General features: G+C 67.2%; 14 protein-coding genes and 3 pseudogenes. 6 read left to right on the forward strand and 11 right to left on the reverse strand.

The window, feature by feature from the left end:
• Positions 1–218: 218 nt before the first annotated feature.
• Positions 219–467 (reverse strand): hypothetical protein, encoded by a 249-nt coding sequence (locus IEX37_RS15640; protein WP_188757308.1) that lies wholly within the window; start codon positions 465–467, stop codon positions 219–221.
• On the opposite strand from IEX37_RS15640, the gene IEX37_RS15645 reads away from it, so the two are divergent.
• Positions 461–763 carry an amidohydrolase family protein gene (locus tag IEX37_RS15645; protein WP_188757309.1) on the forward strand — a complete coding sequence of 101 codons (303 nt, stop codon included), beginning with the start codon at positions 461–463 and terminating at the stop codon, positions 761–763. The genes IEX37_RS15640 and IEX37_RS15645 overlap by 7 nt on opposite strands.
• A gap of 32 nt (positions 764–795) precedes the next feature.
• Here the strand turns inward: IEX37_RS15645 and IEX37_RS15650 are convergent, their stop codons facing one another.
• From IEX37_RS15650 to IEX37_RS15670, 5 genes are all read right to left on the reverse strand, one after another.
• Positions 796–1,767, reverse strand: coding sequence for a fumarylacetoacetate hydrolase family protein (locus tag IEX37_RS15650; RefSeq protein ID WP_188757310.1), 972 nt, complete (start codon positions 1,765–1,767; stop codon positions 796–798).
• Positions 1,764–2,660 carry an MBL fold metallo-hydrolase gene (locus IEX37_RS15655; protein ID WP_188757311.1) on the reverse strand — a complete coding sequence of 299 codons (897 nt, stop codon included), beginning with the start codon at positions 2,658–2,660 and terminating at the stop codon, positions 1,764–1,766. Before IEX37_RS15655 ends, IEX37_RS15650 begins: the two co-directional genes overlap by 4 nt.
• Positions 2,661–2,757: 97 nt before the next feature.
• Positions 2,758–4,005 (reverse strand): FAD-dependent oxidoreductase, encoded by a 1,248-nt coding sequence (locus IEX37_RS15660; protein WP_188757312.1) that lies wholly within the window; start codon positions 4,003–4,005, stop codon positions 2,758–2,760.
• A 143-nt stretch (positions 4,006–4,148) separates the two neighbouring features.
• On the reverse strand, positions 4,149–5,186 hold the full coding sequence (locus tag IEX37_RS15665) for a VOC family protein (protein WP_188757313.1): 1,038 nt from the start codon (positions 5,184–5,186) through the stop codon (positions 4,149–4,151).
• Between the two features lie 33 nt (positions 5,187–5,219).
• Positions 5,220–6,200 carry a fumarylacetoacetate hydrolase family protein gene (locus IEX37_RS15670; RefSeq protein ID WP_229663325.1) on the reverse strand — a complete coding sequence of 327 codons (981 nt, stop codon included), beginning with the start codon at positions 6,198–6,200 and terminating at the stop codon, positions 5,220–5,222.
• Positions 6,201–6,326: 126 nt separating this feature from the next.
• Here IEX37_RS15670 and IEX37_RS15675 point away from each other — a divergent pair, with 126 nt between their 5' ends.
• Entirely contained in the window at positions 6,327–6,965 is a 639-nt protein-coding gene (locus tag IEX37_RS15675) for a TetR/AcrR family transcriptional regulator (RefSeq protein WP_188757315.1), read from the forward strand.
• Positions 6,966–7,126: 161 nt separating this feature from the next.
• On the opposite strand, the pseudogene IEX37_RS15680 reads toward IEX37_RS15675, so the two are convergent.
• The 4 genes and pseudogenes from IEX37_RS15680 to IEX37_RS16160 form a co-directional block, all read right to left on the reverse strand.
• Positions 7,127–7,842, reverse strand: a pseudogene (locus tag IEX37_RS15680) (enoyl-CoA hydratase-related protein).
• 13 nt (positions 7,843–7,855) lie between these two features.
• A pseudogene (locus IEX37_RS15685) lies at positions 7,856–8,494 on the reverse strand (3-oxoacid CoA-transferase subunit B).
• 52 nt (positions 8,495–8,546) lie between these two features.
• A complete protein-coding gene (locus tag IEX37_RS16180) occupies positions 8,547–9,026 on the reverse strand; it encodes an aldehyde dehydrogenase family protein (protein ID WP_308421682.1) in 480 nt (159 codons plus the stop codon).
• Between the two features lie 157 nt (positions 9,027–9,183).
• Positions 9,184–9,480: pseudogene (locus IEX37_RS16160) on the reverse strand (CocE/NonD family hydrolase); the annotation flags it as partial.
• A gap of 133 nt (positions 9,481–9,613) precedes the next feature.
• On the opposite strand from IEX37_RS16160, the gene IEX37_RS15700 reads away from it, so the two are divergent.
• From IEX37_RS15700 to IEX37_RS15715, 4 genes are all read left to right on the forward strand, one after another.
• Entirely contained in the window at positions 9,614–10,126 is a 513-nt protein-coding gene (locus IEX37_RS15700) for an ABC transporter permease (RefSeq protein ID WP_229663326.1), read from the forward strand.
• Between the two features lie 61 nt (positions 10,127–10,187).
• On the forward strand, positions 10,188–10,958 hold the full coding sequence (locus IEX37_RS15705; RefSeq protein ID WP_188757317.1) for an ABC transporter permease: 771 nt from the start codon (positions 10,188–10,190) through the stop codon (positions 10,956–10,958).
• Positions 10,959–10,969: 11 nt separating this feature from the next.
• Positions 10,970–11,452, forward strand: a complete 483-nt coding sequence (locus tag IEX37_RS15710) for a class II aldolase/adducin family protein (protein WP_188757318.1) — start codon at positions 10,970–10,972, stop codon at positions 11,450–11,452.
• Positions 11,452–11,673, forward strand: a complete 222-nt coding sequence (locus IEX37_RS15715) for a hypothetical protein (protein WP_188757319.1) — start codon at positions 11,452–11,454, stop codon at positions 11,671–11,673. The genes IEX37_RS15710 and IEX37_RS15715 overlap by 1 nt, the downstream gene beginning before the upstream one ends.
• A 143-nt stretch (positions 11,674–11,816) precedes the next feature.
• Here IEX37_RS15715 and IEX37_RS15720 read toward each other — a convergent pair.
• Positions 11,817–12,123: transposase (locus IEX37_RS15720; protein WP_188757320.1), on the reverse strand; the 307-nt coding region annotated here is incomplete at its 5' end.

Here is a 12,123-nt window from a genome sequence, read left to right on the forward strand (position 1 = left end):
CACTTCTACAATCACCACAGGCGCCACTCCGCCATCGGAGCCCCGCCCATCAGCAGACTCAACAACCTACCTGGACATCACACCTAGGTGACGCCTCGGCCGCATACAACCTCGCTCAGCTCACGCGGCTACAGCCCAAACTGACCGATCTTCATTTGAGGCTCGCCTCGATGGACGCCGCGGGCATCGATGAGCAGGCCGTGAGCGCGACTCCGGTGTCACGCCATTGGATGGACGTCGAGTTGGCCGACCGCTACATCGCACGAGTCAATGAGGTGGTCGCGGAGCACTGCGCGCTCGCGCCCGACCGGCTTGTCCCGATCGCGAGCGTCGCGCTGCATCATCCCCAGCTTGCGATCACCCAGCTGCGACATGCCCGTCGAGGAGCTCGGCGCCATCGGGGTCCAGATCTCGACGACAGCGAACGTCGGCGTCGAGCTGGCGGTCGAGCCGATCACTCGTGGCACGCGCGGGAGGACACGCGCACGAGCGCTCAACCGCCGAGCTGGTACTGCGTCGCATGTGGTTCGACGCACTTGTATACACTTCTCCCGCGCCCCGGTTCCTGGTGGAGTCGGTGGGCGCCGAGCAGGTCACGCTGGGGACCGACTACCCCTTCGACATGGGCGTGGACGACCCCGTGCAAAAGGTCGAGGACGCGCTGAGCGATCCGGTCGACCGGAGCGCAGTGTGCTGCGGCAACGCGATCGCGCTGTTCGGCAAGCGCCTGACCGATCGACTCGATGCGGTGGGGCCAGCTTGACGGACGCGGCGCATGATTCCGTCGGCTGAAAGTCACCGATGGCGGGGCCGGTTGTTGCGACGGGCCGGAGGGAGCGGCGGAGCGGGCACCGGCTCGCCGACGAACCCGACGAGGTCTCCGATGCCCTCGACCGTCATGCGGATCTCATCGCCCGCCGTGAGCGGAGGCGGCGCGAGCACCCCTGTGCGGCTCCACAGTTCTCCGAGGCATCCTCCATTGCCCACGGTGCCCGAGCCGAACACGTCACCGGGCACAACACGCGAGTTCCGGGACGCGTAGGCGACCAACTCGGGAAACGTCCAGCCCATGTTCGAAACGAGGTCGTCACCGACCAGGGTGCCGTTGACCCGCACCTCGGCCCGCACAGACAGCAGACCCGCGCGATCGAAGTGCGGCTCGAGCTCATCGGCGGTGACGATCCACGGGCCGAGGGTAGTGCCGAAGTCCTTGCCCTTCGCCGGCCCCAGCAGAACTCTCATCTCGCGCGCCTGCAAATCGCGAGCCGACCAGTCGTTCATGATCGTGAAGCCGAAGATGTGGGCTGCGGCGGACTCGGGATCCAGGTTCGCGCCATCCGAACCCGCTACTCCGCCGATGACCGCAGCTACCTCGAGCTCGAAGTCGAGGCGTTCACTGACGGGCGGACGCACCGTGCCGTTCGGGCCGAGCACCGTGTGCGGGTTCGTGAAGTAGAACGTCGGCGCTTCATACCACTCGGCCGGAACGTGCCCGTTGCCCTCTGCGTCGGCCGTCATGCCCTCCACGTGCTCCTCGAAGGCGGCGAAATCCCGGATCGTCGTCGGCACGACGGGCGGCAGCAGGCGCACCTCCTTCAACGGGACTCCCGTCGCGGCATCCGCCCGGTCGAAAAGATCGTGGGCTGCGGCTAGCCCGGTGGCGAGAACGGTCTGAACCGTCGCCTGCTCGGAGAACGGGACGACGCGCCCGTCGATGACGAATCCTTCTTCGAGCTCGTCGCCGTGTGTCCAGCGTGCGATCCTCATGCGCGGCACTCCAGGGGGCGCGCACCGTTGTACTCGTACATGTCCTGCCACGCGGCGGCGAAATCCGGCTCGACGCCCTCGAGCTCGGCCAGAACACGGTGAAGATTTCCCGCGATGCGCTCAGGCTCGAGCAGTCTTCCATACGGACCGAGGTCGAGAGCGCGAGCGGCCTCCAGCGGGCCCAGACCACGGTCATAGGCGTCGCGAGCCGCATCGATGAGCATGTTCAGGTAGCCCGCGACCGGGCCGAGCAACTCCACCCCTCCTACATCGCCGTGTCCGGGCACCACCACCTCGGGCGCGAGCGCGGCCATCTGCTCGATCGCACGCAGCCAGCCGAGGGGTGATCCCGACAGAGCGAAGGGCGTGCCGCCGTTGAAGACGAGGTCCCCGGCGAACAGGACTCGCTCCTCGGGCAGCCACACGTACGCATCGCCACCGGTGTGTGCGTGCGTCCCCGGATTCCGGACGAGGATGCGCCGTCCGGCCGGGTCCAGCGTCAGTTCGTCATCGAAGACCATCGTGGGCAGCCGAGGGCGAGCGGCTCCCTGGTCGAAGTGCTCGAAGATGTGCGGAGCGAGCGGGTGGGCAACGCGCATCTCCTCGAGCGCACCGCGGTGCGCGACGATCTCGGCGTCCGGAACGAGAGACGCCCCGTTGCAGTGGTCGGGATGCGAGTGCGTGAGGATGACGCGGCGCAGTGGCGCCTTCGTCACCCCGGCGATCGCCCGCAGGTAGTCACGCGTGCGCCGCTCGGTCGACGTGACGTCGACGCTAGTGGCCGCGTCGGCACCGGTGATCAGCCCCATGTTGTTGATCATCCAGCCACCGTCCGGCTGAATGTAGGCCCAGACGCCGTCGGCGACGATAGTGAGACGTGGTTCTGCAGTCATACGGCGAATCTCTTCTCTCAGTTCTTGGATCTAACCGGGTTCCCGCGCGCGCCCGGGACGTACGCCGGGGCACGATCGTTCGCGCCCCGGCAGGCCCTCACGAGCGGGCCGACGCCGCCGTTGCAAGGGCCGGGGCGGGGGTGAAGATGTCCTCGCCCATCTCCTCGAGCTGCGCAGCGATCGCGGCCGGGTTGCTGTCGCCGACCTGCTTCTGCAGGAAGCCCGTGTGGTCGAACACGTAGTCGCGGATCGGGCGGATCGGCGCGGGAACTTTGTGGAAGATGCGGCCGAGCATGTGCGCGCGGGCGACCTGCTCCGCGGTGTGCGCGACGCGCACGCCCTCGTACTTCTTGAGTGCCGAGGTCAGCGCGTCGCGATCCGCGAGGTCCACGCCGTTCAGGAGCTGCCCCAGGAAGTAGCCGTCGACGATCGACATGCCCGCGCCGTATGCGGCATACGGGCTCGTGGCGTGCACGGCGTCTCCCGCGAACGTGACGCGTCCCTTCGACCACGTCTCCGGCACCGGGCCGCGGTCGCGGATCGGCCACCGGAAAATGTGGTCCGGCGTCGAGCTGCGGATCATCTGCGACAGCTCGGGCGGGAAGTCACGGGCGAGCGTCAGGGCGTGCCGCTTGAGGTCGACCGGGGCAGGCTTGTCGTGATCCCAGGCCTCGAGCACCCACCACTCGTAGCCGTCGCGACCTTTGCTGCGGATTCCGGTGTGGCTGCCCTGGATGGTGCGCGAGTGCGCGACGACCGCCTCCTCCGTGGGCACCGTGTCGATCATCTCGTACGTGTATCCGCCGATCACGTGGAGGTCGTGTTCGCGCATCGGAGGCGCGCCCCAGACCAGCTTTCGCACCACGGAGTTGATGCCGTCCGCGCCGACTACGAGCGGCGTGCTGACCCGCGATCCGTCCTGGAAGCTCAGCTCAACGTGGTCGCCCTTGTCCGCGACGCCCGTGACCACGGAGTTGCCGACGAGCATGCCGTCCGGGAGCGCGGCGGTCATCCGCTCGTAGAGGTCCGGGCGGGTCAGACCGAGAAAGCCGCCCCACTTCTCCACCGAGCCGTTCGGGAACCGCACGCGCGCCCGCACCCTGCGCTTGTGGTTCTGGAACTCCGTCACGCACTCGGCGCCGATGTCGTCGATGTCTACCCCGATGTTGAACAGCGCCTTGACGGCCGGAGCCCACAGGTTCACGATGTTGCCGGCCGCCCGGGGCTCGGAATAGCGTTCGTACAGTTTTACGGGGATGTCCACCGTGTGCAGCGCGAGAGCGGTCGCGATGCCGGCTGGGCCGGCGCCGACGACGGCAACGGGTTGGGCCGGGAGGGTGTTCATGATTTCCTGCTCTCTTCGTCGAGTGCGGAGGGTGTTCTCGGCTATGGCGGGGTCGATCGCGAGAGGTCCGAGGCGAGCACCTCGGGATTCACGATGGACGACGTGGCTTCGGGGCCGTCCGTCGCCGAACGGCCCCGCCACAGTCAGAGCGCCGCGGGCTTCTGCTGGAAGAAGTCGGCGAGCGCCTCGTCGTTGACGGCGGCCTGCTCCTTCTCCGCAGCCTCCTTCGGCGGCACCGGCCACGCCTCGTAGAACGACTCGGGAACCGTCACATTGCGGTAGATCGACTGACCGGGGTTGCCACCGGCCGCCTGGTAGGTCTTGGGCTCCCAGTCGGGCATGCTGTTGACCCAACCGCCCGAGTTCACCTCCATCCGGAAGCCGCCCGGCTCGCGCATGTAGAGGTACGTGATCTCGTCGATGCCGTGCACACCAGGACCGAGCTCGATGGGGGTGCCGTGCGCGACCGCAATCTCGGCCATCCGTTCGACGTCGACCCGCTGGTCGACACGGAAGGCGATGTGGTGCGCGCGGCCGGTCATCCCGCTGAAGTCGGGGACGAGTGCGATGTCGTGCGTCGAGCGGATCCCGTTGCACGTGAGCGTGGAGAACACCGAGAAGCCCGGCTCGACCTCGGTGGCGGCGGTGTGCCGTGCGCCGAGCTTCTTGTAGAACTCTATGTCGCCCGTCATGTTGGCGCTCGGCATCGTGACGTGGTCGAGGTATCGCGCGGCCGATCCGCCGTTCAGCGGGATCTTCTGCGGCCGGTTGGGGACGGCGTGGTCCTTCTTGTCCTCGGGCGCCTCGTACAGCTCCACGTCCCAGAACACCTCGTGAAGGTGCCGGCCGAAGGCTGAGCGATATTGGTATGTGCGGCCGTGCCCCGTCCAGTCATCCACCCAGCCGACGTGCTCCTCGGTGTCGGCGAGGCGCTTCGCCACGATGTCGGGGTCGCCGGCGCCGTACGTGCGCCAGCCGATGCGGCCGATGCCGGACTCCTTCGCCTCCGTGACGATGAGGCTGGAGTGCAGCCACTCCGCCCAGCCGCGCAGGTACACCGACTGGCCTTCGCGCGTGGTCTCCTCGAGGCCGAACACGTCCTTCATCCAGGCCACGGTCTCTTCGGGCTTCGGGCTAAGCAGCTCGACGTGGGCGAGCTGCGACAGCAGGATCTCTGACATTTTGGTGACTCCTTTGTCGATGGTCGGAATTTCTCACTCGGGCGGCGCAACACAGCGTGTGACCTGGGTGCCCAGGCCCGTGATGCTTGCCTCCATGACATCGCCGGGCCGAAGCCAGCGATTGCCGTGCTTGCCGGCGTTGCCGGCCGGCGATCCGGTCAAGATCATGTCGCCGGCCTCGAGACGGGTCGAGTGCGACGCGTAGCTGACGCATTTCTCTACGCCGTGGATGATGTCTGCGACCAGTTCGTCCTGCATCGTCTCTCCGTTGACCTTGAGAGTGATCTTCAGCCGGCGGTAGTCAGGGACGAACCGTGCGGGAAGGATTACCGGACCCGTCGGGAAGTAGGTCGGGCGGTTCTTCGACGTGACGAAGTCCGTGAGCGGCACGTTCGAGCGCGCCATCACGTCGCGCACCGTGATGTCGTTGCTCATGACGTAGCCCGCGATGTGATCGAACGCCTCGTCGGGCGAGATCCGGTGAGCCCCCGTCTTGAGGACGACGCCGAGCTCGAGTTCCCAATCGTGCTGTTCGCCGGGGGTCCACAGGACGACATCGTCACGGCCGCCGGAGACTGCGGATGGGAGTCCGACGAACATGAACGGGTCGGACTGCGCCTGTCGCTCGACTGCTTGAAGGGCGAATGCGCGCAACTCCTCGTCATTGCGCGGGTCGCCGGAGTTGCGAAGCGTGCTCTGCACGATCTGTTCGACGTGGACGCGGTAGTTCGCGCCCGCGCACAGAATCTGCCCCGCCGGCTGCACCGGAGGAAGCACATCGAGGTCGTCGAGCGCGAGCCCCGAGTCCAGCGTCGGGACGACCTCCACAAGAGTGTCGGTCACGGCATCCCAGTTCGGGAGGAGCCTGCGGATCGTGGCATCCGCTCCGAGAACGGGGCGGGTGTCGAAGACTCGACCGTCACGGAGGACGCCGACGAAGGTCTGACCGGAGGCAGCGAAGGTGCCGATACCGAAAGCGTCGGGAGCAACCGCGGGTACGTCGGTGGAGATCACTGATGCCTCGTTCCTCATTGAACTAGAACCCGAACGTGCGTTCTAGTTAGATTGTGACCAGCGCTCATGACGCTGTCAAGCACGAATCCGTGAGGCGGTTCCGACCACCCCGTACGATTGGCACCGATGTCCGCGACCGGCTCCGAGATTCGCCAGCCGCGCCAGAAGCGCAGCCAGGAGGCCTTCGCGCGCGTGCTGAAGGCGGGGCGGGAGATCCTCCAAGAGGAGGGTTTCTCTGGCTTCACGGTCCAGGCGGTCAGTAAGCGCGCGGGCGTCTCGGTCGGTTCCATCTACCTTCGCGCTCCGAGCCGCGAGGCCCTGCTGCTCGCGATCCACGCTCAGGAGACGGAACGGATGGACAAGGAGGAGGTCTGGCTGGCTCCGACCGTCGTGCCTCCCGGGGAAGCCCGCGCCCACATCGAGTCGGTCGTCACGAGGACCGCCCAGCAGATGCTCGCGAACTCCGGCATCCTGCGTGCCTTTATGCGGCGGGGCCCGGAGGATCCGGAGGTCTTCGAACGCGGTCGCGCCGGCTCCCAACGCGTTGCCGAGCGCTTCGAGGCAGCTCTGCTCGCTTGCCGTGATGACTTTCGCCACCCCGACCCGGAAACCGCCGCGGACTTCGCCTTCCGGATGCTCTATTCGATGACGAGCCGGCGCATCACACATGGCTCCGACTTCGAGTCCACGAGGCCGCTCTCCGACGACGCCTTCCTAGCCGAACTCGCCCGCGCGGTAGCGGCCTATCTCCTCGAGCCGAGCTGATCTTCGCGACCCCGCGCGCCGTCGCCGGTGACATGCGCGACGCGACGAGCTTGCAGACCTGCGTGAGCACCCCGGGAGCCAAATCGCCCGATCGCCTTTCCGCGTCACGCCTGGGGAAACCGCGGCTCGCGCTTCTACCGGAAGGCGCGCATGCCCTCCTTCTAATCCTCGCCACTGAAGAGCGACCCGAACAGGGCGCGCTCGAGCAGCAGGTTCTGTTGCAGTCCGGTCTCGCGCGTCGCGCGCAGCGCCGATTTCGCGGCATAGAGCGCGGCGAGCGATCGACCCGCGATCTGGCCAGCCATGCGCTGCGTCTCTCGTTCCAGGTCTGCCGGCGCAACGAGGCGCGACACGAGACCGACGCTCGCCGCCTCCCTCGCCGGCAGATGGCGCCCGGCGAGCACGAGCTCGGCCGCGAGGTGATACCGACCGAGCGCGCGAGACGCTGGGTGCCCCCGAGGCCCGGGATGATCCCCAGCCCGATCTCCGGCTGACCGAACACGGCATCGTCCGAGGCGATCACGATGTCGCACATCATCGCAAGCTCGCGTCCGCCGCCGAGGGCGTAGCCCGACACTGCGGCGATCAGCGGTACGCGCGCCGCGGAGACGGCGTCCCACTCGCGGAACGGATCGTTCACCGCCAGCTCACCGGTCGTCTGGTGCTCCATCTCCGAGACGTCCGCGCCGGCGGCGAATGCCCGTTCGCTCCCCGTCAGAACGATCGCACCGATCTCCTGATCCGCGTCGAGACGCTGGACCGCATCGACGACCTCGAGACACACCTGCCGGTTCAGCGCATTGAGCGCCTCAGGCCGATGGATCCGGATCCATCCCACGCGACCGTGGATCTGGGTGAGGATGTTCGCGTACGTCATTGCCGATGGCTCCTCAGCGCTCGCCGGCGAACCGCAGCCCGGTGAGCTCACGCAGCTGCGCCGCGGTGTTGTCGCCGAACAGCACGATGATGCCGAACCCGTCCGGAGTCACCTCGAACACGCCGTGATCGGTGTAGACCCGCGACACGCAGCCGACACCGGTCAGCGGATAGTCGCAGCGCGCGACGAGTTTGGCCGCGGCGCTCCGTGTCAGCAGACTCATCTTCACGTAGACATCGCGCGCGCCGGTGGCGAGGTCCATCGCCACCGACCGCAGGGATGGCATCCGCGGCACCCTTTGACCCGTTCGCGAGGTCGCCATTCTTCGCGACCTGGAAGGCGCCGAGCACGCAGATGTCGAGATGCCCGCCGCGCATCAGGGCGAACGAGTCGGCGTGATGGAAGTACGCCGCTCCCGGCATCTCGGTCACGGGCTGCTTCCGGCGTTGACGAGGTCCGGATCGACGTGGTCGGCGTCGGGTGCCGGCCCCATGCCGAGCAGCCCGTTCTCGGTGTGCAGGATCACCTCGCGCTCGGCCGGAAGCCAATCCGCCACCAGGGTCGGCACCCCGATGCCGAGGTTTACCACGGCGCCCTCGGGGATGTCCGTGGCGATCCCGCGCGCGAGCGCAACGCGCTCGATCCGCGTCATGAAGCAGCTCCCGCATCGCGCACGGGGGTTCCCGCGGACTCCATGCCCGCGATCAGCTCACCGGCACGCAGCCACGAACGCTCGCCGACCGCCGCGATCCGATCCACGAACAGTCCCGGCGTGAGATCGTCTCCGTGTCGAGCGCGCCGAGGGGCACGATCTCGTCCACCTGGGCGACGGTGCGTGCGGCCGCGGTCGCCATCACCGGGCCGAAGTTGCGCGAGGTCTTCCGATACACGAGGTTGCCCCATCGATCGCCGAGGCGGGCGCTGACGAGGGCGAGATCCGCGTGGATCGGGGATCGCACGGCTCGCTCGAGGTCGGAATCCGCCAGCACCACGCTGGCCGACTTGCCACCGAGCTCGAGGCTGGACGCAGGTCGTTTCGTCGCGGCGAGCGCGGCGATGCGTGATCCCACGGGATTGGACCCGGTGAAGGAGACGAGATCGTCGTGCGGGTGGCCCGCGAGCCGCTCTCCGACCGTCCGGCCGGATCCGCTGACGAGGTTGAAGACGGCGGGGAGGCCCGCCAACCTTGCCGACGAGCTGGTGCAGCGGGTAGTTCCGGGGCGTGATCGCGGCCACCACTCCCACCGCCTCCCGCACGACGACGGAGTTGCCGATGCGCGCCTCGTCGAGAATGGTGACGGAACCGCCCCCTTCCCGCAACTGGGGCTCGATCTGCTTCCGCCACCAGAACTCGACGAACGCGTTGGAGAGGATCCCGCCGTGCCTCAGGAACTCGCGGTAGGTGACGGACGAGCCCTCCCAGGGGACGATCGCACGCAGGTGCGGTGGTCGCTCCGTCGCCGCGCGCCACTGCAGCATCGCGAACCACGAGATGCCGAGCGCTCCGACGCGACCGTTCGACCAGGAGCGCGTGCCCGCCCACTCGATCGCGTCGACGTATGCCTTGACCTCGACGGGCGACAGGAGGTCCGCCACTCCGGCAGACTTCCCCGTGCCTGGCGAATCGGCGCGCACCACCGCTTAACCACGCTCCACCCACCATTGCGGAAAGGGGGCGTCCCACACCGCTTCGGGACCTTGGTCGGCCGCTTCATAGTGCGGGAACCGGTCCTGCCACGCGACATCCTTGCCGTACCGACTCATGGTGACGATGGCGAGACACGGATCGCCGCAGGCGGGGCGGAAGACATCCACGAGTACCGGGTCGCCCGACCTCGTCGCATGGCGATTTCCCGTCGTACGACGCATTCTTGAGCCTTGGCTCGCGGTCTATTACGCGATCCCGGTGTTCGCGCTCTTCCCGATGCTCGTCATCATGGTCGGGCTCGGGCTCGCGCCGATCGTCATCCTCGGTGCGCTCTGGGCCGTCGTAGCGGTCATCACGTCGACGATCGACGGGCTCGACTCTGTGCCGCCGCTGCTGCTCAAGCTCGGCGCGGCGCTGAGGCTCTCGCGCGTGCAGCAGGTGACGCGTGTTCTCGTACCCGCGGCGCTTCGGCACATCGGGATCGGTCTCAAACTCGCGCTCACGTTCAGCGTCATCGGTGTGCTCGCCAGCGAATTCATTCTGTCCACCTACGGACTCGGCCACTTCATCGCCGATGCCCACCAGCGCTTTGTGATTCGCGCACTTACGCAGGCATCGCGATCGTGGTGCTGTTGACTCTGGTGGTCAACTTGATCGCCGATGCCCTGATGTCGCGCCACACAAGAAAGTTCTCTTCATGACCCCGACGAATCCGCTCATTCGGACGCTCCGCTACATGGCGACCGTCGTTGCGCTTCCCGCCGTCGTCGTCGCGGCCTGGTGGATCGCTGCGGCCGCGCTGGCATCCTCGGTTTTTCCGACACCGCTCGCGGCCGTACAGGGCCTCATCGCCGACTTCGGCCGCGAGGAGTACCGGGACGCGATCGTCGCCACCGTGGGACAGTTCGCGCTCGCTCTCGTTCTCGCTGTCATCCTGGGCGGGGTTCTCGGGTTCGTGCTCGGCTTCTCGAAATTCTGGGCGTCGGTGTTCGAGCTTCCCCTCGCAGCACTGTACGCCGTGCCAAAGGTCGCGCTCTATCCGATTTTCATCATCGTGTTCGGGATCGCATGGCAGTCCGGCGTCGCGTTCGCCTACGTGCATGGCGTCATCCCGATGGCGCTACTGGTTATGACGGCGACGGCGGCGCTCGACAAGGGGCTCCTACTGCTCGCGGACTCGCTGGTGCTCTCCTGGCCGGCTCGGATGACCAAGGTCATCATCCCGGCTCTGCTTCCGCCGCTTGTCACTGCCATCCGTACGACATTCGGCCTCACCATGCTCGGCCTGCTGCTCGCCGGGATGATCTCCGCGCCCTACGGGCTGGGACACGAGCTCGTGCTCAACATCACGAACGTACGGGTGGACCGAACCGCGGGACAATTGATCTTCATCATCGCCCTCGCCGTGATTCCCGGACTTCTCCTTCTCGGCCTCGAGCGGCGCGTGACCCGCCGTTACGCTGGATGAGCGGCGGAATCATGACGGCGCAGACCCTCGCACAGACGACGGAGGATCTCGTTCACGCGAACCGCATCCTCATGCGCAAAGGCGTACTCGATGCCTACGGACATGTGAGCGTCCGCCATCCCGAGGATCCGAGGCGTTTCCTGCTGTCGCGCAATCTCGCACCTCTCTTCGTGTCCACTGCGGATATTCAGGTTCACGACCTCGAAGGGGCGACGGATGATCCCCGGCCGGGATACTCGGAGCGGTTCATCCACAGCGAACTCTACCGTGCACGCCCCGATGTCCATTCGGTCGTCCACAGTCATTCGGTGTCCGTTGTGCCGTTCTCCGTTGTAGACCGGCCGCTACGCGCGCTGTGGCACATGGCCGCGCACCTCGGCGACGGGTTGCCGGTGTACGATTCCCGGGGGGCCGTGGACGGCGAGAATCTCCTCGTGACGTCTCGGTCGATGGGTGCAGATCTCGCCGACGTGGTGACGGCGCGGGTGCGCTGATGCGAGGGCACGGCTCCGTCATCGTCGGCGGGACGCTTCCCGTCGCCGTGCATCGTGCCGTCTACACGGAACTGAACGCCGACGTGCTCACGCGGGCGCTGAGCCTCGGCGATTGCGCCTATCTCTCGGTTGACGAGGTGAAGGCGGCGAGCGATTCAGCGATACACCACGTCTACCGCGCCTGGAACGCGTGGGTTCACGAGGATGAGGCGGTTTGCTAACCTCGCACGGAGGTCGATGAGATGGCTCGACGTTCGGATGGCGAGTCCGCGCTGCAGAAGGTCCTGAGGGTGCTCGATACGTTCGACACCACCCATCCGTTCCGTACCGCTGGAGAAATCGCCCTCGCGACCGGTATGCCGGCTCATCGCATTTGAGGGTGTAGGTGTTGCCTGAAGCCGCCGGTTTCGAGCAGCGAGCGGGCTATGTAGTTCGTGAGGTTGCGGAAGCCGAGGGCGGAGCCGCGGAGGTGTTCGAGGCGGCCGTTGATCGCCTCGGTCGGTCCGTTGCTGGTGCCGGCCCGGTCGAAGAACGCGAGGACGTCCGCGGCGCGTTGTTTCAGGGTGCGGCCGAGGCGTCGCAGTTCGACGAGCGCGGCGGGGACGCCGCTGGTGAGCGCGTCGATCACGGCCCGCATGGCCTTCTTCCCGAGGGCGCGGTCGGGTTCGCGG

This window comes from Microbacterium album (assembly GCF_014643695.1).
GTDB classification, from domain to species: domain Bacteria; phylum Actinomycetota; class Actinomycetes; order Actinomycetales; family Microbacteriaceae; genus Microbacterium; species Microbacterium album.

Excerpts from the sequence above, each read along its gene's own strand:
- IEX37_RS15650 (WP_188757310.1), bottom strand. The coding sequence starts at position 1,767 with ATGAGGATCGCACGCTGGACACACGGCGACGAGCTCGAAGAAGGATTC.
- IEX37_RS15655 (WP_188757311.1), bottom strand. The coding sequence starts at position 2,660 with ATGACTGCAGAACCACGTCTCACTATCGTCGCCGACGGCGTCTGGGCC.
- IEX37_RS15660 (WP_188757312.1), bottom strand. The coding sequence starts at position 4,005 with ATGAACACCCTCCCGGCCCAACCCGTTGCCGTCGTCGGCGCCGGCCCA.
- IEX37_RS15665 (WP_188757313.1), bottom strand. The coding sequence starts at position 5,186 with ATGTCAGAGATCCTGCTGTCGCAGCTCGCCCACGTCGAGCTGCTTAGC.
- IEX37_RS15675 (WP_188757315.1), top strand. The coding sequence starts at position 6,327 with ATGTCCGCGACCGGCTCCGAGATTCGCCAGCCGCGCCAGAAGCGCAGC.
- IEX37_RS15700 (WP_229663326.1), top strand. The coding sequence starts at position 9,614 with ATGGCGAGACACGGATCGCCGCAGGCGGGGCGGAAGACATCCACGAGT.
- IEX37_RS15705 (WP_188757317.1), top strand. The coding sequence starts at position 10,188 with ATGACCCCGACGAATCCGCTCATTCGGACGCTCCGCTACATGGCGACC.
- IEX37_RS15710 (WP_188757318.1), top strand. The coding sequence starts at position 10,970 with ATGACGGCGCAGACCCTCGCACAGACGACGGAGGATCTCGTTCACGCG.
- IEX37_RS15715 (WP_188757319.1), top strand. The coding sequence starts at position 11,452 with ATGCGAGGGCACGGCTCCGTCATCGTCGGCGGGACGCTTCCCGTCGCC.